At 71.8% G+C, this 19,894-nt stretch carries 18 protein-coding genes; 14 read left to right on the forward strand and 4 right to left on the reverse strand.

Going from position 1 to position 19,894, the window contains the following annotated elements:
- Positions 1-46: 46 nt before the first annotated feature.
- Positions 47-1,135, reverse strand: coding sequence for a LacI family DNA-binding transcriptional regulator (locus ABZ573_RS03765; protein WP_358115363.1), 1,089 nt, complete (start codon positions 1,133-1,135; stop codon positions 47-49).
- Between the two features lie 200 nt (positions 1,136-1,335).
- Here ABZ573_RS03765 and ABZ573_RS03770 point away from each other — a divergent pair, with 200 nt between their 5' ends.
- The 12 genes from ABZ573_RS03770 to ABZ573_RS03825 all read left to right on the forward strand — a co-directional run bounded on the left by ABZ573_RS03770 (position 1,336) and on the right by ABZ573_RS03825 (position 16,187).
- Positions 1,336-2,589 carry a maltose ABC transporter substrate-binding protein gene (locus ABZ573_RS03770; RefSeq protein WP_327030448.1) on the forward strand — a complete coding sequence of 418 codons (1,254 nt, stop codon included), beginning with the start codon at positions 1,336-1,338 and terminating at the stop codon, positions 2,587-2,589.
- Positions 2,589-4,229, forward strand: a complete 1,641-nt coding sequence (locus ABZ573_RS03775; RefSeq protein WP_151454463.1) for an ABC transporter permease subunit — start codon at positions 2,589-2,591, stop codon at positions 4,227-4,229. Before ABZ573_RS03770 ends, ABZ573_RS03775 begins: the two co-directional genes overlap by 1 nt.
- Positions 4,226-5,122 (forward strand): sugar ABC transporter permease, encoded by an 897-nt coding sequence (locus ABZ573_RS03780; protein ID WP_358115366.1) that lies wholly within the window; start codon positions 4,226-4,228, stop codon positions 5,120-5,122. The genes ABZ573_RS03775 and ABZ573_RS03780 overlap by 4 nt, the downstream gene beginning before the upstream one ends.
- A 143-nt stretch (positions 5,123-5,265) precedes the next feature.
- On the forward strand, positions 5,266-7,077 hold the full coding sequence (locus tag ABZ573_RS03785; RefSeq protein ID WP_358115369.1) for a glycoside hydrolase family 13 protein: 1,812 nt from the start codon (positions 5,266-5,268) through the stop codon (positions 7,075-7,077).
- A 53-nt stretch (positions 7,078-7,130) separates the two neighbouring features.
- Positions 7,131-7,472 (forward strand): hypothetical protein, encoded by a 342-nt coding sequence (locus tag ABZ573_RS03790; protein WP_132231464.1) that lies wholly within the window; start codon positions 7,131-7,133, stop codon positions 7,470-7,472.
- Between the two features lie 277 nt (positions 7,473-7,749).
- Positions 7,750-8,814 carry a BMP family ABC transporter substrate-binding protein gene (locus ABZ573_RS03795; protein WP_358116122.1) on the forward strand — a complete coding sequence of 355 codons (1,065 nt, stop codon included), beginning with the start codon at positions 7,750-7,752 and terminating at the stop codon, positions 8,812-8,814.
- A 267-nt stretch (positions 8,815-9,081) separates the two neighbouring features.
- Positions 9,082-10,620: an ABC transporter ATP-binding protein gene (locus ABZ573_RS03800; RefSeq protein WP_358116125.1), complete on the forward strand. Its 1,539-nt coding sequence runs from the start codon at positions 9,082-9,084 to the stop codon at positions 10,618-10,620.
- Positions 10,617-11,978 (forward strand): ABC transporter permease, encoded by a 1,362-nt coding sequence (locus ABZ573_RS03805; RefSeq protein ID WP_327030450.1) that lies wholly within the window; start codon positions 10,617-10,619, stop codon positions 11,976-11,978. Before ABZ573_RS03800 ends, ABZ573_RS03805 begins: the two co-directional genes overlap by 4 nt.
- 3 nt (positions 11,979-11,981) lie before the next feature.
- Positions 11,982-13,262: an ABC transporter permease gene (locus ABZ573_RS03810; RefSeq protein WP_151454467.1), complete on the forward strand. Its 1,281-nt coding sequence runs from the start codon at positions 11,982-11,984 to the stop codon at positions 13,260-13,262.
- A 14-nt stretch (positions 13,263-13,276) separates the two neighbouring features.
- Positions 13,277-13,978 (forward strand): cytidine deaminase, encoded by a 702-nt coding sequence (locus ABZ573_RS03815; protein ID WP_151454468.1) that lies wholly within the window; start codon positions 13,277-13,279, stop codon positions 13,976-13,978.
- A 137-nt stretch (positions 13,979-14,115) separates the two neighbouring features.
- Positions 14,116-15,396, forward strand: a complete 1,281-nt coding sequence (locus ABZ573_RS03820; protein ID WP_358115374.1) for a thymidine phosphorylase — start codon at positions 14,116-14,118, stop codon at positions 15,394-15,396.
- 110 nt (positions 15,397-15,506) lie between these two features.
- Entirely contained in the window at positions 15,507-16,187 is a 681-nt protein-coding gene (locus tag ABZ573_RS03825) for a DUF4272 domain-containing protein (RefSeq protein WP_132231450.1), read from the forward strand.
- Between the two features lie 9 nt (positions 16,188-16,196).
- On the opposite strand, the gene ABZ573_RS03830 is transcribed toward ABZ573_RS03825, so the two are convergent.
- Together ABZ573_RS03830 and ABZ573_RS03835 are read right to left on the reverse strand one after the other, a co-directional pair.
- Positions 16,197-17,075 carry a putative RNA methyltransferase gene (locus ABZ573_RS03830; RefSeq protein ID WP_358115377.1) on the reverse strand — a complete coding sequence of 293 codons (879 nt, stop codon included), beginning with the start codon at positions 17,073-17,075 and terminating at the stop codon, positions 16,197-16,199.
- Between the two features lie 4 nt (positions 17,076-17,079).
- Positions 17,080-17,544, reverse strand: a complete 465-nt coding sequence (locus ABZ573_RS03835) for a MarR family transcriptional regulator (protein ID WP_151454472.1) — start codon at positions 17,542-17,544, stop codon at positions 17,080-17,082.
- Positions 17,545-17,671: 127 nt separating this feature from the next.
- Here ABZ573_RS03835 and ABZ573_RS03840 point away from each other — a divergent pair, with 127 nt between their 5' ends.
- Entirely contained in the window at positions 17,672-18,085 is a 414-nt protein-coding gene (locus ABZ573_RS03840) for a PPOX class F420-dependent oxidoreductase (protein WP_151454473.1), read from the forward strand.
- Between the two features lie 56 nt (positions 18,086-18,141).
- Positions 18,142-19,221, forward strand: a complete 1,080-nt coding sequence (locus tag ABZ573_RS03845) for an adenosine deaminase (protein WP_132231438.1) — start codon at positions 18,142-18,144, stop codon at positions 19,219-19,221.
- A 32-nt stretch (positions 19,222-19,253) separates the two neighbouring features.
- On the opposite strand, the gene ABZ573_RS03850 is transcribed toward ABZ573_RS03845, so the two are convergent.
- Positions 19,254-19,592: a hypothetical protein gene (locus ABZ573_RS03850; RefSeq protein ID WP_225852173.1), complete on the reverse strand. Its 339-nt coding sequence runs from the start codon at positions 19,590-19,592 to the stop codon at positions 19,254-19,256.
- Positions 19,593-19,894 lie beyond the last annotated feature (302 nt).

Here is a 19,894-nt window from a genome sequence, read left to right on the forward strand (position 1 = left end):
GCGTGCGGCCGGGTCGGAGAGGGCGGTCAGGCGGGAGCCGGGGCGGTCAGGCCGGGACGGCGAGCGCGGGCGGGGCCGGGCGCTGCCGGGTCGCGCCGCCCGGGGCCGGCCGCGCGGCGGCGGTGGGGGCGACCGCGGTGGAGCCACGCACCACCAGTTCCGGGCGGAACACGTACTCCGAGTGCGGGGCGGCGTGCCCGTTGATCTCGTCGACCAGGGCCCGGACGGCGGCGACGGCCATCGCGGCCACCGGCTGCCGCATCGTGGTCAGCGGCGGGTCGGTGAAGGCCATCAGCGGGGAGTCGTCGTAGCCGACCACCGACAGTTCGCCGGGGACCGACATGCCGCGCTGCCGGGCGGCCCGGATCGCGCCGAGCGCCATCAGGTCGGAGCCACAGACGATGCCGGTGACGCCGCGCTCCAGCAGCCGGGCGGCGGCGGCCTCGCCACCCTCCACACCGAACAGGGAGAGCTCGGCCAGCTCGTCGAGGCCGGCCTCGTCGAGGCCGACCAGCCGGCTCATCGCGGCCCGGAAGCCGGCCACCCGGCGCTGCACCGGCACGAACCGGTCCGGGCCGGTGATCAGGCCGATGCGGCGGTGCCCGAGCGCCACCAGGTGGGCCACGGCCAGCTCGGTGGCCTCGCCGTCGTCGCAGGAGACGAAGGGCGCGGGGATGCCGGGCGCGTACCCGTTGATCATCACGACGGGCAGCGGGCGGGCGATCAGGGCCCGGTAGCGGTCGTGGTTGGCGGCGGTGTCGGCGTGCAGGCCGGAGACGAAGACTATTCCGGAGACCTGCCGGTCCAGCAGCATCTCGACGTACTCGTCCTCGGTGACCCCGCCGGCCGTCTGGGTGCAGAGCACGGGGGTGAAGCCGCTCTGCGCCAGGGTCGACTCGATCACCTGGGCGAAGGCGGGGAAGATCGGGTTGTCGAGTTCGGGGACCACCAGACCCACGAGACCGGCGCTGCGCTTGCGTAGCCGGGCCGGGCGCTCGTAACCGAGCACATCGAGGGCGGTGAGTACGGCTTGCCGGGTCTCGGGGGCCACTCCCGGGCGGTCGTTGAGCACCCGCGACACCGTGGCCTCGCTGACTTCGGCCTGTAGGGCGATGTCGGACAGTCGAGCGCGCATGGGCGCACTTTAGCTCAAAGGCAAGTTCTTGCGTACACTTCTGCAAGCCCTTCCATTCTCTGCAACCTCTTGCTAACGTCCCCGCAACACGCGAGAGCAGCGGCGCAGCACGCCGAGCGCCGGTTGGCAAGAAACTTACAGAGCTTCCACTGGCGGGATCGCCTCTCCCCCGGCGTGCCGCCATGACGACAGGAGTACCGATGCGCATCCGTACCGCGGGTGTGGTCGCCGTCCTCGGCCTGGCGCTCGCCGCCTCCGGCTGTGGTGGCGACAGCAACGACGAGCCGGCCGCGAAGGAATCCAGCAAGGCCGCCACCGGCGGCAAGCTGGTGATCTGGGCCGACGACAAGCGCGCCGCCGCCCTCAAGCCGTTCGGCGAGAAGTTCGGCAAGGAGAACGGCGTCACGGTCGAGGTCCAGGCCGTCTCCAAGGACCTCCAGACCAACTTCGTCACCGCCTCCCAGCAGGGCAGCGGCCCGGACGTCGTGGTCGGCGCGCACGACTGGATCGGCAACCTGGTGCAGAACGGCGCCATCGACCCGGTCCAGCTCGCCGCCGAGCAGAAGAGCGCCTTCAACGAGACCGCCGTCAAGGCCGTCACGTTCAACGGCCAGCTCTACGGCGTGCCGTACGCCATGGAGAACCTGGCGCTGATCCGCAACACCGAGCTGGCTCCCGAGGCGCCGAAGACCATCGAGGACCTGGTCGCCGCCGGCAAGAAGCTCAAGGCCGAGAAGAAGGCCAGCGAGATCCTCTGCCTCCAGTCCGGCCAGAACGGCGACGCGTACCACATCTACCCGCTCTACACCTCGGCCGGCGGCTACCTCTTCGGCACCGCCGCCAACGGCGACTACGACCCGAAGGACCTGGGCGTGGGCAAGCCGGAGTCGATCGCGGCGTTCCAGAAGATCGCCAAGCTGGGTGAGAAGGGCGAGGGTGCGCTGAAGCGCTCCATCACCGGCGAGAACTCCATCGCCACCTTCACCGGCAAGAAGTGCGCCTTCCTGGTCTCCGGCCCGTGGGCCATCGCCGACGCCAAGAAGGCCAACATCAAGTACGACATCTCCCCGGTCCCCGGCTTCGCCGGCGGCAAGGAGGCCCAGCCGTTCGTGGGCGTCCAGTCCTTCTACGTCGCGGCCAAGGGGCAGAACAAGGCCCTGGCGCAGGAGTTCGTCGCGAACCACGTGACCACCCCGGACCTCGCCATGGCGCTCTACAACGCCGAGCCGCGTCCCCCGGCGCTGACCGCCGCGCTCGACCAGGTCAAGGGCAGCGACCCGGACCTGGCCAAGTTCCAGGAGGCCGGCAAGAACGGCCAGGTGCTCCCGGCGATCCCGGCCATGGCCGCGATCTGGGACCCGTTCGGCAAGGCGGAGGCCGCCATCATCGGCGGCGCCGACCCGGCCAAGACGATCACCGCCGCCGGTAAGACGATCGCCGGCCAGATCAAGTAATGAGCACGTCGTCGTCCGGCCCGGGGACTGCCACGCAGCCCCCGGGCCGGGGGCCCGTACGGTCCGGGTCCCCGCGCACGTCCCGTACCGCGCGGAACCACGCGCCGATCACCCTGACGGGCCTGCTCGTCAAGGTGGTCCTGCTCGGCCTCGTGGCCGGGATCGCGGTCTGGGCGGCGTTCCCGCTCATCGAGGCCGAACTCTGGGTCGGGTTGGCGGTCCTGCTGGCGACCACCGCCGGCCTCTTCTACCTCTACCTGACGCCCCGGCACATCCCCGTCAAGTACCTGATCCCGGGCACGCTCTTCCTGGTGGCGTTCCAGATCATCCCGGTGCTCTACACCGCGAGCACCGCCTTCACGAACTTCGGCGACGGCCACCGGGGCAGCAAGGACGACGCCATCGTCGCCATCCAGAGCGGCTCGGTGACGCAGGTCCCCGGCTCGGTCCAGTACCCGCTGACCGTCGCCACGAAGGGCGACCCGGCCACCGGCGCGCTGGTCTTCCTGGTCACCGACCCGCAGACGAACACCGTCTCCGTCGGCGACACCGAGGGCCTGCGCCCGCTCGACGCCGGCAGCGTCACCGTCGCGCCGGGCGGCAAGGTCACCGCCGCCGACGGCTACCAGATCCTCAACTTCGGCGAGGCCAGCACGCGGAGCAAGGACATCACCGACATGGTGGTGCCGACCTCCGGGGGCGCGCTGCGCTCGTCCGGCCTGTCGCGCGCCTACGAGGGCAAGGCGGTCCGGGCGTACGACGCGGGCTGCGACTGCATCCGCGACAGCGAGACCGGTAAGACCTGGACCGCCGACGGGAAGGTCGGCTCCTTCGTCGCCGCGGACGGCGAGACGCTGGCCCAGGGCTGGCAGGTCAACGTCGGGCTGCGCAACTTCGCCGACGTGCTCACCGACCCGGCCATCTCCGGCCCGTTCTTCAGCACGCTGATCTGGAACTTCGCCTTCGCGCTCGGTTCCACCGGCTTCACGTTCCTGCTCGGCATGGGCATCGCGCTGGCGCTGCACTCGCCCCGGATGCGGGGCACGAACTTCTACCGGGTGCTGCTGATCCTGCCCTACGCCATGCCGTCCTTCGCGATGCTGCTGGTCTGGCGGGACATGTTCAACACCGACTTCGGCCTGATCAACAACCTGTTCGGGCTGGGGGTGGACTGGTTCGGCGAGACCTGGTCGGCCCGGCTCGCGGTGCTGCTGGTGCAACTCTGGCTCGGCTACCCGTACATGTTCCTGGTGACGACCGGCGCGTTGCAGGCCATCCCACGTGAGCTGACCGAGGCCACCTCGGTCGACGGGGCGTCGCCGTTCCAGTCGTTCCGCGCGGTGACCATGCCGCTGCTGCTGGTGGCGATCTCGCCGCTGCTGATCGCGTCCTTCGCGTACAACTTCAACAACTTCAACGCGATCCAATTCGTCACCGAGGGCGGACCGTTCCCGGCGGACAACCCGACGGCCGGCGCCACCGACCTGCTGATCACCTACACCTACCGGCTGGCCTTCGGCGCCCAGGGCGCCGAGTACGGACTGGCCGCCGCTGTCTCGATCTTCATCTTCGCGATCGTGGCGACGGTGTCGGCGATCAGCTTCTCCCGGACCCGCAAGCAGGAGGAGGTGTACTCGTGAGCACCCGCACCGAAGCGCCCATCGCCAACCGCAACGCGACCGGACGGCGGAACCGCTGGTTCGCCCAGGTGGGATGGCGGCACCTGGTCGGCATCCTGGCGGTGGCGTTCAGCCTCTTCCCGATCCTGTTCGTCGTCTCGGCGGCGCTCAACCCGCTCGGCACGCTCTCCTCCACGGAGCTGGTGCCGACCGGTGCCTCGCTGGAGAACTTCACCAACCTCTTCGAGCGGACCGCCTTCGGTCGCTGGTTCCTCAACTCGCTGCTCCTGGCGGGGGTGGCCAGCTTCGCGTCGATCTTCCTGTCGGCGCTGGCGGCGTACGCCTTCTCCCGGATGCGCTTCGCCGGCCGCCGCGTCGGGCTGCTCTCCCTGCTGCTGATCCAGATGTTCCCGCAGTTCCTGGCGATCGTGGCGATCTTCCTGATCTTCACGAAGGTCACCGAACTGTGGCCGGTGATCGGCTTCAACACCCCGTGGGGTCTCTTCCTGCTCTACATGGGTGCCGCCCTCGGCGCGAATACCTGGCTGATGAAGGGCTTCTTCGACACGCTGCCGAAGGAGCTGGACGAGTCCGCCACCATGGACGGGGCCTCGCACGCCCAGATCTTCTTCCGGATCATGCTGCCGCTGGTGGCGCCGATCCTGGCGGTGACCGGCCTGCTCGCCTTCATCGGTTCGATCAACGAGTTCGTGATCGCCAACGTGTTCCTCACGAACACCAACTCGAAGACCCTCGCGGTCGGCATGTTCGGGCTGGTGGCCGGCGAACGCAACAACAACTTCGGGATCTTCGCGGCGGGCACCCTGCTCACCGCCATCCCGACGGTGCTGGTGTTCCAACTTCTCCAGCGCTACATCGTCAACGGCCTCACGGCCGGGGCGGTCAAGGGCTGAGCCTCCTCGGCTCACCGCTGCGGCAAGGGCGTCGGCGTCCGACGTACACCGGAGCAGTCACGGATCGACCGCCGCGGTCGGGGAACCGGCCGCGGCGGGAGACCCATTTCTCTCCCCGTCCGACCGACGCGAAAGGCGCCACCATGTCCCTGTTGCCGCACCACGACGGATCCGCCCTGTACGTCCCCGAGCAGGAGCCCGCCCTCGGCGACGTCGTCGACGTCTTCGTCCGGGTGCCGGCCGGCGCCGACGTCCGGCAGGTGCACGTGCGCACCACCGGCGACGGCGAGCCCCGGTTCACCGAGGCGGTCGTCGACCGCACCGACGGCGCCGACGTCTGGTGGCGGGTGCCCGTCGAGGCCCGCAACCCGGTCAGCAACTACCGGTTCATGCTCACCGGCAGCCGCGGCAGCCGCTGGCTGAACGCCGCCGGCGTGGTGGGCCACGACGTGCCCGACAACGGCGACTTCAAGCTGGTCACCCACGCCCCGCCGCCCGCCTGGGCCCGCGACGCGGTGATCTACCAGATCTTCCCGGACCGGTTCGCCCGCTCCGCCGCCGCCGCGGGCCGCGAGGTGCCGGACTGGGCGATCCCGTGCGACTGGGACACCCCGGTGATCGGGCGCGGGCCCGAGACGCCCCGGCAGTTCTACGGCGGCGACCTGGACGGCGTCGCCGAGCGGCTGGACCACCTGGACCGCCTCGGCGTGAACACCGTCTACCTGACCCCGGTCTTCCCGGCCCGTTCCAACCACCGCTACGACGCGGCCAGCTTCGACACCGTCGACCCGCTGCTCGGCGGGGACGCCGCCCTGGCCCGCCTCGCCGACGCCGTACGCGCCCGGGGCTGGCGGCTGCTCGGCGACATCACCAGCAACCACACCGGCGACGCGCACGAGTGGTTCACCAGGGCCGCCTCCGACGTGTCCGCGCCCGAGCGGGGGCTGTACTACTTCGACGAGGTCTCCGGTGACTACGAGTCCTGGAACGGGGTCAAGTCGCTGCCGAAGCTGAACTGGGGCAGCGCCGAGCTGCGCCGGCGCTTCGCCACCGCCGACGACTCGCTGCTGCGCCGCTGGCTGCGCCCCCCGTACGGGCTGGACGGCTGGCGGGTGGACGTGGCGAACATGACCGGGCGGCGGGGCGCGGACGCGTACACGCACGAGGTGGCGGCGCTGCTGCGCGAGGTGGTCGCCCGGACCCGGGCCGACGCCCTGCTGATGGCCGAGCACGGTCACGACCACACCGGCGACCTCGACCGCAACGGCTGGCACGGCACGATGAACTACGTCGGCTTCACCGACCCGGTCTGGTCCTGGCTGCGGCACGGCGACCAGCCCGTACCGAACTTCCTCGGCACGCCGGGCGGGGTGGTGCGCCGGGACGCGGACGCGGTGCTCGCCACCATGGACGCCTACCGCTCGCTGGTCTCCTGGCGGTCGTACACCCACTCGTGGCAGCTGCTCGGGTCGCACGACTCCGCCCGGATCCGCACGGTGGTCGGCGACGCCGCGCGGCAGGAGGTGGCCGCCGGCCTGCTCGCCACCATGCCCGGCACTCCGATGATCTTCGCGGGCGACGAGCTGGGCCTGACGGGCAGCAACGGCGAGGGCTCGCGTACGCCGATGCCGTGGCACCGGCCGGAGAGCTGGGACGCCGCGACGTTCGCCGCGTACCGTGCCCTGGTGGCGCTGCGTCGCGCGGAGCCCGCGCTGCGCCACGGCGGCCTGCGCTGGCTGCGCGCCGACGCGGACACCCTGGTCTTCCTGCGCGAGGCCCCGACCGGCACGGTGCTGGTGCTGGCCCGCCGTGCGGCTGGCGAGCCGCTGCGCCTGACCGGGCTGGGTCCGGCCGAGAACCTGTACGGCGGCGCCCCCGCCCTGCGCCCCGACGCCGACGGCGCGGTCACCCTCCCGGCGGACGGCCCCACCTTCCAGGCATGGCGGCTGCCCTGACCCCCTACCGCCCCGCTACTACAATCCGTCGTTGATGGGGGAGGATGGTGGGCGTGGAAGCTCTGAGACTGATACTTCGCTACGTCCATTTGATCGGTTTCGCCCTGCTGCTCGGCGGCGCGATCGTCCAGTACATCAGCGGGAAGCTGCGGATCAACCCGGCCATGCTCTGGGGGTCCGTGATCATGCTGGCGACCGGGATCGGCCTCTCGGCGCCGCTGCGTGACGGCGACGAGCCGGCCCCCGCGAAACTTGTTACCAAGTTGGTGCTCGCCATACTGATCTTTGTCATGGTCTTCTTTTCCCGGAAGCGCGACGTGGTCAACCGTGGGCACTTCCTGGCAATCGTCGGGTTGACCCTGGTCAACGCGGCGGTGGCCGTCTTCTGGCGGTAACGTCACCGGCAGGGGACGACGCGCAGAACCGGACGTTTCGCGACGCCCCGCCGCGCACCCACCAGCACTGAGAGTGATCTGCCCCACCTAAGGGTTACGTAGGGGTAACAGGCGCTCAACAGTCGTGCACGATTGTCGGCCGGTGGGTGGGCGCGGGCGTACGCTCCCGTCCGTAACGTGGGACGCCGGCGGCGCAGCGCAGGCCGGCTCAAAGGGCTGCCACCGTGCAGGACGCGGTGTGCAATGGGAAGGAGACGTCTTGCGCTCTGTGCGTGGGATGCGGATTGCCTCCGTCTTCGCGATGGGTGGGCTCGTGCTGAGTGCCGCCGCGTGTGGCGAGGCTCCCGAGGAGAACAACAACGCCGGCAGTGGCGACAAGAAGTACAGCGCCTGCATGGTGACCGACGTCGGCGGCATCGACGACAAGTCGTTCAACACCTCCGCCTGGAAGGGCCTGGAGGAGGCGAAGAAGGCCAACGACAAGATCGACATCAAGTACGTCGCGTCGAAGGCCGAGGCGGACTACGAGGTCAACCTGACCCAGTACGTCAACCAGAAGTGCGACTTCATCCTGGCCGTCGGCGGCCTGATGGGTGACGCCACCTCCAAGATCGCCAAGGCGAACCCGAACCAGCAGTTCGGCATCGTCGACGCGAAGGTCCCGGAGACCAACGTCTACCCGATGCAGTTCGACACCGCCCAGGCCGGCTTCCTCGCCGGTTACCTGGCCGCCGGCATGAGCAAGAGCGGCACGGTGGGCACCTACGGCGGCCTGCCGATCCCGCCGGTCACCATCTTCATGGACGGCTACGCCGACGGCGTCGCGCACTACAACAAGACCAAGAGCAAGAGCGTGAAGGTCGTCGGCTGGGACAAGGCCACCCAGAAGGGCTCCTTCACCAACGACTTCGTCAAGCAGGACGAGGGCAAGAAGGTCAGCGACGCGCTGGTCGCCCAGGGCGCCGACATCGTCATGCCGGTCGCCGGCGGCGCGGGCCTCGGCACCACCGGCGCCGCGAAGGCGTCGGGCGGCAAGTACAACACCATCTGGGTGGACGTCGACGGCTGCGAGAGCACCCAGGACTGCGCGGCGATCATCACCACCGTCGAGAAGAACATCCCGGACGCCGTCAAGGAGGCCGTCGTCAAGGCCGCCGGCGGCGAGAAGCTGTCGGCCACCCCGGGCTACCTCGGCAACCTGTCCAACAACGGCGTCGGGCTCGCCCCGTACCACGAGTTCGACGGCAAGGTCCCGGCCGAGCTGAAGGCCGAGATCGACAAGCTGAAGGCGGACATCGCCGCCGGCACCGTCGCCGTCACCTCCGCGGCCCAGCCGAAGTGAGGCTCTGCCGGCCGCCGGTGGTGAGACGATCACCCCGGTAGGCCGGCGGGCGGTACAGCACGACGATCCGGCCGCCCCGGCGTCGTGGGGGAATCCACCCCACGGCGCCGGGGCGGCCGATCCGCTCCAACCCGACGACGGCCCCGCGCCGCGAGCGGTCCACCGGCAGCTACGCTGCACCATCGCTTCGCACTCCAGGAGGTTGCGCTGAGACTCGAACTGCGCGGCATCACCAAGCGGTTCGGTGATCTGGTCGCCAACGATCACATCGACCTGACGGTGGAGCCTGGAGAGATCCACGCCCTGCTCGGCGAGAACGGCGCCGGCAAGTCGACCCTGATGAACGTGCTCTACGGGCTCTACCAGCCCGACGAGGGCGAGATCCTGGTCGACGGTGCGCCGCTGAAGCTGCGGGGGCCGTCGGACGCGATCGGTGCCGGGATCGGCATGGTGCACCAGCACTTCATGCTGGTGCCCGTCTTCACCGTCACCGAGAACATCATGCTCGGCGCCGAGCAGGTCCGGGGCGGCATCGCCGGCTTCCTGGACCGGCGGCGGGCCCGGCGCGAGGTCGCCGAGGTCTCCGAGCGGTACAACCTGCGGGTCGACCCGGACGCGGTGATCGAGGACCTGCCGGTCGGCATCCAGCAGCGGGTGGAGATCGTCAAGGCGCTCACCCGCGACGTCGACCTGCTCATCCTCGACGAGCCGACGGCCGTGCTCACGCCGCAGGAGACCGAGGAACTGCTCACCGTGATGCGGTCGCTCAAGGCCGCCGGCAAGTCGATCGTCTTCATCACCCACAAGCTTGGCGAGGTCAAGGCCATCGCCGACCGGATCACCGTGATCCGGCGGGGGAAGACCGTCGGCACCGCCTCCCCCGAGGCGAGCCGCGACGAGCTGGCCGCGCTGATGGTCGGCCGCAGCGTCCGGCTCACCGTGGACAAGGAGACCGCCACCCCCGGCAAGCCGGTCCTGGAGGTCTCCGGCCTGGTCGTCGACGACGACCGGCAGATCCGGGCGGTCGACGGAATCGACCTGACCGTACGCGCGGGCGAGGTGCTCGGGATCGCGGGCGTGCAGGGCAACGGCCAGACCGAGCTGATCGAGGCGATCATGGGGCTGCGCCCGACGCTCGCCGGCACGGTCACCCTCGACGGGCAGCGGGTCAACGGCTGGTCGACCAAGAAGGTGCTGCGCGCCGGCGTCGGCTACGTGCCGGAGGACCGCAGCGTCGACGGCGTCGTCAAGGAGTTCTCCGTCGCGGAGAACCTGGTGCTCGACATCTACGACCGGCCGCCCTTCGGCAGGGGCCTGGCGCTCAAGCCGGACGCCATCGCCAAGTCGGCGAAGGAGCGGATCGCGCAGTTCGACGTGCGCACCTCCTCGGCCGACGCCCCCGTCGGCACCCTCTCCGGCGGCAACCAGCAGAAGGTGATCGTGGCGCGGGAGCTGTCCCGGCCGCTGAAGCTCTTCATCGCCGCCCAGCCGACCCGCGGCGTCGACGTCGGGTCGATCGAGTTCATCCACAGCCAGGTCATCCGGGAACGGGACGTCGGCACCGCCGTCATGGTGGTCTCCAGCGAGCTCGACGAGGTGATCGGCCTGGCCGACCGGATCGCGGTCATGTACCGCGGCCGGATCATCGGCATCGTCGGCCCGGACACCCCCCGCGAGGAGATCGGCCTGCTGATGGCCGGCATCACCCCCGACGCGGCGCCCGCCGCCGCGACCGGCACGACCCCGGCCGACGGCGGTGCGGCGGCCCCCGCCGCCGAGGGCCCTGGTAGCAAGGACGAGGCATGACGAACCCGAACCCCGGGTCGGGCTCCCCGGGCAACCCGAACCCCCCGTCGGGCTCCCCGGACAAGGAGCCGGCGACCGAGGCGCAGGCCGCGCAGACCGCGCTCGGCAACACCGAGCGCGCCGGTACGGCCACCTCCCCGAAGGTCCCGGCCCCGGAGGCGAAGCCCTCGCTGGGCCGGCTGTTCCTGGACAACCTCTGGGCGGCGAACACCTTCACGGTGACCCTGCTGTCGCTGGTGCTGGCGATGATCGTCGGCGCGATCCTGATGATCGTGTCCGATCCCGACGTGCTCGCCACCTACAGCTACATCACGGCCCGGCCGGCCGACGCGCTCAACGCGAGCTGGACGCTGGTCAGCGAGGCGTACGGCAACCTGTTCAAGGGCGCGGTCTTCGACCCGGACGCGGTCGGCTTCCAGGCGGTGATGAGCCCGATCTCGGAGACGCTCACCTACACCGCGCCGCTGGTCTTCACCGGCCTGTCGGTGGCGCTGGCCTTCCGGGGCGGCCTGTTCAACATCGGCGCCCAGGGCCAGGCCACCATGGGCGTGATCCTGGCCGCGCTGGCGGGCTTCCTGCTGCCGCTGCCGCCCGGCCTGCACCTGCTCGTCGCGGTGCTCGCCGGCGCGCTCGGCGGGGCGATCTGGGGCTTCATCCCGGGCATCCTCAAGGCGCGCACCGGCGCCCACGAGGTGATCAACACGATCATGCTCAACTACGTCGCCACGTACTTCCTGACCTGGATCATCGTGCAGAACGGCGTCCAGGACCCGAACCGCACGGACGCGATCAGCCGCCCGGTGGACGGGTCGGCGCAGCTGCCCCGGCTGCTCGGCGACGGGCTGCGGGTGCACGCCGGCATCATCCTGGCGGTGCTGGCGACCTGGGCGGTCTGGTGGCTGCTCAACCGGTCCACGCTCGGCTTCGAGCTGCGCGCCGTCGGCGCCAACCCCGACGCCGCGCGGACCGCCGGCATCAGCGTCACCCGGACGTACGTCCTGATCATGGTCTTCGCCGGGATCCTGGCCGGCCTCGGCGGCTCCAACATGGTGCTCGGCTCCACCGCCAGCGCGCTGACCCCGCTGGTGGTCGCGCAGATCGGCTTCGACGGCATCCTGGTGGCGCTGCTCGGCCGCGTGAAGCCGTGGGGCGTCGCGCTGGCCGCGCTGCTCTTCGGCGCGCTCCAGGCCGGCGGCAACCGGATGCAGTCCTACTCGGGGATCTCGCTGGAGCTGGTCACCGTGCTCCAGGCGCTGATCGTCATCTTCATCGCCGCGCCGGCCCTGGTGAAGGCGATCTTCCAGCTCCGGGCCGCCCGCGCCGCCCGGTTGCAGACGAGCCTGGCGAAGGGCTGGTAACTCATGTCCACCATGGCTGTCGAAGACGTCGCGGTCGCCCCCGTCGACCAGGGATTCTGGACCCGTACCCGCAAGGTCGGCGCCGTGCTGCTCGCCCTCGGCCTGCTGGCGACGGTGCTGTTCGGGGCGCTCGCCACCGGCGAGCAGGCCCGCTTCACCCTCAGCGAGGACGCCGCCGGCGCCGCGCTCGAGATCCACGGCACCGTCGGCGCGATCCTCTTCGGCCTCGTCGCGGTCGCCGCCGGCGTCGCGATGCTCGCCGGGCTGCCGAAGCGCTGGTTCACCCTCGTGCTCGGCGTCGGCCTGGTCGGCTTCGTGCTGTCGTTCCTCTGCTGGCAGGTCTCCGACGCGCCGGCCGGGCAGAACTTCATGCCGCTGGTCAACATCCTCCGGGGCACCTTCATCCTGGCCCTGCCGCTGGTCTTCGGCGCCCTGGCCGGCGTGCTCTGCGAGCGCTCCGGCGTGGTCAACGTCGCCATCGAGGGGCAGCTGCTGATGGGCGCCTTCAGTGGCGCGCTCTTCGGCAGCCTCTCCGGCAGCGTCTGGGTCGGCCTGGTCGCCGCGGCGATCGGCGGCGCGTTCATCTCGCTGCTGCTGGCCGTCTTCTCGATCCGCTACCTGGTCGACCAGGTCGTCATGGGCATCGTGCTCAACCTGTTGGCCGTCGGCGTCACCGGCTTCCTCTACGAGCGGCTGATGCAGACCAACGCGCAGAAGTACAACAGCGCCCCCCGGTTCGGCAACTGGGAGATCCCGCTGTTGTCGGACATCCCGCTGCTCGGCCCGGCGCTGTTCCGGGGCAACATCTTCCTCTACCTCGGCCTGCTGCTGGTGCTGGTCATCCACATCGCGCTGTTCCGCACCCGGTGGGGCCTGCGCACCCGCTCGGTCGGCGAGCACCCCACCGCCGCCGACACCCTGGGCGTCAAGGTGCTCGGGCTGCGCTACCGCAACGTGCTGCTCGCCGGGGTGGTCGCCGGCATCGGCGGCGCGTCCTACACGCTGGCGCTCTACTCGTTCACCAAGAACATGATCGGCGGCAAGGGCTTCATCGCCCTGGCGGCGCTGATCTTCGGCCGGTGGAGCCCGACGGGGGCGCTGCTCGCGGCGCTCTTCTTCGGCTTCGCCGACCAGCTCGCCACCTACCTGGGCGCCATCAACAGCGTGATCCCGAACCAGTTCCTGGCCATGCTGCCCTACCTGGCGACGATCCTGGCGGTGGCCGGGCTCGTCGGTCGGGTCCGGGCACCGGCCGCCGACGGCAAGCCGTACATCAAGGGCTGACGGGGGAGTACCACATGGAGATCGACTGGGAGCGGCTGCGGGCCGCCGCCACCGAGGTGATGCGGCACGCGTACGTGCCGTACTCGAAGTTCCCGGTCGGGGCGGCCGCGCTTGTCGACGACGGCCGGGTGGTGGTCGGCTGCAACGTGGAGAACGCCGCGTACGGCGTGGTGCTCTGCGCCGAGTGCGGCGTGGTCTCCTCGCTGCACGCCACCGGCGGCGGCCGGATCGTGGCCCTGTCCTGCGTCGACGCCACCGGCGAGCCGCTGATGCCGTGCGGCCGGTGCCGCCAGCTGCTCTGGGAGCAGGGCGGCCCGGAGTGCCTCATCGAGGCGAGGGGCGGGCCGCTGCGGATGGCCGAGCTGCTGCCGCACGCCTTCGACGTGACCGACCTGGAGGCCGTGACGGGGGAGGCCCCGGTGCCCGTGGTGCCGGAGCGGCTGGCCGCCTGGCGCGGGCGCGGCACGGTCTTCGTGCACCCCGACCTCTCCGCCGGCCAGCAGGTCTGGACCGGCTACTGGGAGCGGTCCGCGGGCGACGACGACGGCGCCGAGACCGGCGTGCTGGAGGAGGGCCCGAGCTGGGACGAGCCGGCTGAGGCGATCGCCTGGGGCCTCGCCCGTACGCCCCGGGTGGTGGTCGTGGACGCCTCGGGGGCGATCTTCTGGGCCGGCGAGGGTGAGCCGCCGATGGAGATCCCGGTCCGCTGGGGTTGAGCTTTTGGGGCTCGGGCCGACCGTGCCCGGCTCCGGGCGGTCAGGCTTGATCCCTCCGCCGGGCACGGTCGGCCCGAGCCCTCGGTGGTCGCGGTCCGCGTGCCGGTATCTGCATACGACTAGGAAGATCTTTTCTGATGAGTGCTTTCACGGCGGTTGACGTCATCCGGGTCAAGCGGGACGGGGGTGTGCTCTCCGACGCGCAGATCGACTGGGTGGTGGACGCGTACACCCGGGGGGTGGTCGCCGACGAGCAGATGTCGGCGCTGGCCATGGCGATCCTGCTGCGCGGCATGACCGGGCCGGAGATCGCCCGGTGGACCGCCGCGATGATCGCCAGCGGGGAGCGGCTCGACCTCTCCGCCGTCGACCGGCCGACCGTCGACAAGCACTCCACCGGCGGCGTCGGAGACAAGATCACCCTGCCGCTCACCCCGCTGGTCGCGGCCTGCGGTGCCGCCGTGCCGCAGCTCAGCGGCCGGGGCCTCGGGCACACCGGCGGCACGCTGGACAAGCTGGAGTCGATCCCGGGTTGGCGGGCGGCGCTGGGCAACGACGAGTTCACCGCTCAGCTCCGGGACGTCGGCGCGGCGATCTGCGCGGCCGGCGCGGGGCTCGCGCCCGCCGACCGCAAGCTGTACGCGCTGCGCGACGTGACCGGGACCGTCGAGGCCATCCCGCTGATCGCCAGCTCGATCATGAGCAAGAAGATCGCCGAGGGCACCGGCGCGCTGGTGCTCGACGTGAAGGTCGGCTCCGGCGCGTTCATGAAGTCCGTCGAGCAGGCCCGCGAGCTGGCCCGGACGATGGTGGAGCTGGGCGGCGCGCACGGCGTACGGACCGTCGCCCTGCTCACCGAGATGTCCACCCCGCTGGGCCTGGCCATCGGCAACGCCGTCGAGGTGACCGAGTCCGTCGAGGTGCTCGCCGGGGGCGGTCCCGCCGACGTGGTCGAGCTGACCCTGGCGCTGGCCCGCGAGATGCTCGACGCGGCCGGGCTGCCGGACGTCGACCCGGCGGCGGCCCTGCGTGACGGCCGGGCGATGGACTCCTGGCGGGCGATGATCCGCGCCCAGGGCGGCGACCCGGACGCCCCGATGCCGACCGCGAACGAGGTCGAGGTGGTCCGCGCGGACACGGACGGCTTCGTCGCGGCGATCGACGCGTACGACATGGGGGTGGCGGCCTGGCGGCTCGGCGCCGGGCGGGCCCGCAAGGAGGACCCGGTCAGCGTGCCGGCGGGGGTCGTGCTGCACCGGCGTCCGGGCGACCCGGTGCGGGCGGGCGACGTCCTCTTCGAACTGCGGGCGGAGGACGCCGCCCGGATCCCGGCGGCCCGGGAGGACGCCGCGCGGGCGGTACGGATCGCGCCGACCGCACCCGCCGCGACGCCGCTGGTCATCGAGCGGATCGGCTGAGCGCGGCGGTCACCGGGGCGGCATGGTGCCGGCCCGCTCGGACCGCTATCCTCCCTGGCCAGGGGGGACAACCGGCGCCGAGTCGTCGCGAGCAGACAGGAAATTTCGCCGTGACCGTACCTGCCCCCGATCCACGGGAGGTGCGTGAGGCGAGCCTGGACGAGCTGTCCCGGCTGGGCCTCCCGCTGCCGCCCGCCCAGTTCCCGCTCGTGTGGGAGCCCGGCGACCAGATCGAGCTCCGTCCCACCGTGGAGATCGAGGCCCGCATCGCGGTGCTGCACCTGATCCTGGCCCGCTGCTTCGGGATGCCGCCGCAGTCGGCGATGAGCTGGCTGCTCGCCTCGCACCTGGTCGAGATGGTCACGCCGCCGGAGTTCCAGTTCGTGACCGGAGGCAAGGGCGACCACCGGTCGTTCGTGCTGCACCACGACGCGCTCTTCGCGCTGGCCTGGGTGCTCGGCCTGACCAAGCAGCTCGACCCGACGCTGCCGGTCGACGAGCGGCTGGTGGAGCGGATGCCGCACATCCACGACGGGGAGACCTTCGGCCACTGGCGGGCCCGGATCCTCACCGCCCCGCAGCACCCCGCCGACGCGGCCGCCCTGCTGGACCTGCACTACTGCCTGGACTGGGCCTACCTGGAGACGGAACGGGCCGGCCGTACGCCGCCGGGGCTGGTGGACGCGAACGCCATCGGCCAGCGCCGGTGGGCCCTGGAGTGGGCGGTGATGCTGCGCGGGCCGTACCACGACGAGCCCCCCGGCTGGGAAGAGGTCGACCTCTCCACCTGACCCGGGCGTTCAGCGCGGTGCGGGGCGCCAGACGGTCAGGCGTACCGCGACGGTCACCCGGACCGGCTCGGCGAGGGCGGCGACCCGGGCGGCGAGCCCGGCCGGGTCGGTGTGCCAGGCGCTGGGGCCCATCCCGACCAGCGTCGCGACCTCCGGGCCGGTCAGCGCCAGCTCCCGCCGGTGCAGGGTGGACGCCGCCGGGGTGAAGTGCCCGCCCAGGCTCTCGGCGACCCGGTCCGCCTTGGCCGGGTCCACCCGCAGCAGGCCGAGGGCGCCGACCAGCTCGGTGAGGTGGTCCTCGGCCGGCGTGACCACCAGCAGGGTGCCGGCCGGGTCGAGGACCCGGTGGAACTCCGCGCCGTTGCGCGGCGCGAAGACGTTCAGCAGCACGGCCGCGCCGGCGTCGGCCAGGGGGAGTCGCTGCCAGGTGTCGGCGAGCGCCGCCGCCGCGCGCGGGTGCGCCCGGGCGGCCCGGCGCAGCGCCGGCTTCGACACGTCCAGGGCGAGACCCGCCGCGTCCGGCAGCGCCGCCAGCACCGCCGCGAGGTGCCGGCCCGTCCCCGCCCCGGCGTCCACCACCAGGGGGTGCGCCCCGTCGGCGCGCGCCTCGGCGACGTGCCGTACGGCCTGGGCCGCGGCGGTGGCGAGGGCGGCTGAGACGAGGTCGTAGTGGCCGGCGGCGAGGAAGTCGGCGCGGGCGGCCACCATCTCGGCGGTGTCCCCGGCGTGCGGGGCGCGGCCGGCGAGCAGGTTGACGTAGCCCTGGCGAGCCACGTCGAAGCTGTGCCGGCGCGGGCAGCGCAGCGCGCGGGCGCCGCCGGTGGCGACCTCGGTCAGCGGCTCGGCGCAGACCGGGCAGCGGAGCCGGTCCACGATGCGGGGGTCCACCGGCTCATTCTCCGGGTCGGGTGAGGTGGTCGACCACCCGGTGGGTGAGCGCGTCCAGCGCGGCGACCTCGTCGGGGGTCAGCAGGTCGATGAGGTGTCGACGGACGGCCGCCACGTGACCGGGGGCGGCGGCCTCGATGGCGCGCCGGCCCTCGGCGGTGAGTACGACGACGGCGCCGCGCCCGTCCGAGGCGCACTCCTCGCGGGTGACGAGGCCGCGCTGCTGCATCCGGGTGAGGTGGTGGGAGAGCCGGCTGCGCGACCAGAGCATCCGGTCGGCCAGCTCGCTGAGCCGCAGCCGCTGGTCGGGTGTCTCCGAGAGGTCGGAGAGCACGTCGTAGTCGGGCTCGGAGAGCCCGGCGTCGCGCATCAGCTCGCGGGCCAGCTCCAGGTCGAGCAGGCGGCGCATCCGCCGGTAGCCCCGCCAGGCGTTCTGCTCGCGCTCGTCCAGCCAGCGTGGTTGTGCCATGCCGATCATCCTAGCCATCTGGTTGACATGTCATCAACCTGCCTCCTACCGTGAGTGACATGTCAACCAGATTGCCGGGCCGGCTGGCCCGGCTCACCGCCGCCCTCGCCCCGCTGCGGGTGACGGCGTGACCGCCCGGCTGTGGGAGCTGTTCGGCGAGCGCGGCCGGGGCGTGCTGGTGACCCTGCGCCGCGACGGCCGGCCCCAGCTGTCCAACCTCGACTTCCTCGCCGAGCCCGGCCTGATCCGCTGCTCCACCACGGACGGCCGGGCCAAGGTGCGCAACCTGCGCCGCGACCCGCGGGCCAGCCTGCACGTCACCACCGCCGACGGCGGGGCCTACGCGGTCGCGGAGGGCGTGGTCACGCTCACCCCACCCGCGGCGGCGCCCGGTGACGCCACCGTCGAGGAGCTGGTCGAGGTCTACCGGCGCATCCGCGGCGAGCACCCCGACTGGGCGGACTACCGGGCGGCGATGGTCGCCGACGGCCGGCTGGTGCTCCGGCTCGCCGTCGAGCGGCTGTACGGCTGGCGTCCCTGACCGGATCCCGGCCGGTCCCGTCGGCCGGTTCCCGTGCGGCCGACTAGGGTCTGAGCATGGTCGCGACAATCCGTTACGAGGACATCGTCAAGGTCCCGAAGGCGCTGCTGCACGATCACCTCGACGGCGGCCTGCGGCCGGCGACGATCGTCGAACTGGCCGCCGAGGTGGGGCACGAACTGCCCACCACCGACCCCGAGGCGCTCGGCCGCTGGTTCGTCGAGGCGGCCGACTCCGGCTCCCTGGAGCGCTACCTCGAGACGTTCGCGCACACCGTCGCCGTCATGCAGACCGCGTCGGCGCTGCGTCGGGTGGCCCGGGAGTGCGCCCAGGACCTGGCCGCCGACGGGGTGGTCTACGCCGAGGTGCGGTTCGCCCCGGAGCAGCACCTGGAGCGGGACCTCACCCTGGACGAGGTGGTCGAGGCGGTGCTGGCCGGCTTCGTCGAGGGCACCGCGCTGGCCGCCGAGGAGGGCCGGCAGATCCGGGTCGGCACGCTGCTCACCGCGATGCGGCACGCCGCCCGGTCGCAGGAGATCGCCGAGCTGGCCGTCCGGCACCGGGACGCCGGGGTGGTCGGCTTCGACATCGCCGGCGCCGAGGCGGGCTTCCCGCCCACCCGGCATCTGGACGCCTTCGAGTACCTCCAGCGGGAGAACTTCCACTTCACCATCCACGCCGGCGAGGCGTTCGGCCTGCCGTCGATCTGGCAGGCGATCCAGTGGTGCGGGGCGGACCGGCTCGGCCACGGGGTGCGGATCGTGGACGACATCACGCCCGGCCCGGAGCCGGTGCTCGGCCGGCTGGCCGCGTACGTGCGGGACAAGCGGATCCCACTGGAGCTGTGCCCGTCCTCGAACGTGCAGACCGGCGCCGCCCCCTCGATCGCCGAGCACCCGATCGGGCTGCTGCGGGACCTGCGGTTCCGGGCGACGGTGAACACCGACAACCGGCTGATGAGCGGCACGTCGATGTCCCGGGAGATGGCCCTGCTGGTGGACGCCTTCGGCTACGGCTGGAAGGAGCTCCAGTGGTTCACCATCAACGCCATGAAGAGCGCCTTCATCCCGTTCGACGAGCGGCTGAAGATCATCGACGAGGTGATCAAGCCCGCGTACGGCAAGCTGCTGGGCTGACCACGGCGGGCCGTCGCGTTCCGGCGGCCCGGTCAGGTGCGGTGCGGGTGGCCGGCGAGCAGGCCGGCCACCGCGCGCAGCACCTCGCCCGCCCGGGCCGCCTCGGCGCCCAGGCCGGTCTGCCGCCGCAGCACCGCCGGCTCGGCGCGCAGCAGCGCCAGGCCGCGGCGCACCAGCACCGCGGGCGCCTTGCGCTGCTCGGCGAGGTCGCGCGCCAGCCGGCGGACGAAGGTCGCCCCCCGGGGGCGCCGCAGGGCGTACGCCCCGGCCAGGACCCCTCTCCGGCGGCACTCCTCGACGATCTCGGCCGCGAAGATCCCTTCGGCCACGAAAAGTGGCGAACCGGCGACCTCGAATGGCCGGGTGGACACCCGACGGTCCGCACCGATCGCATAAACCGGCACATCGGCCTTGCCCTCCCTGGCCAGTCGGGCAATCGTCTCCACGGCCGCCGCGGCGTCCCAGGAGCGCGGGGACTCCCAATCCACCAGGCCGTTTCGTCGCGGCAACGTAGGGTCGTCACCGTCCTTGTAGAAGTCGTCCAGGCAGAGCACCGGAAGGCCGGTTTGCTGCGCTATGTACGACTTTCCGGACCCGGAAGGACCGGCGAGCAGGACAACGCGATGAGGCTGCTTCATTACTTTCAGTGACTCCGGCCAGACGGATTGCTATC

It is taken from the genome of Micromonospora sp. NPDC007220, from assembly GCF_040634035.1.
Taxonomy (GTDB): domain Bacteria; phylum Actinomycetota; class Actinomycetes; order Mycobacteriales; family Micromonosporaceae; genus Micromonospora; species Micromonospora reichwaldensis.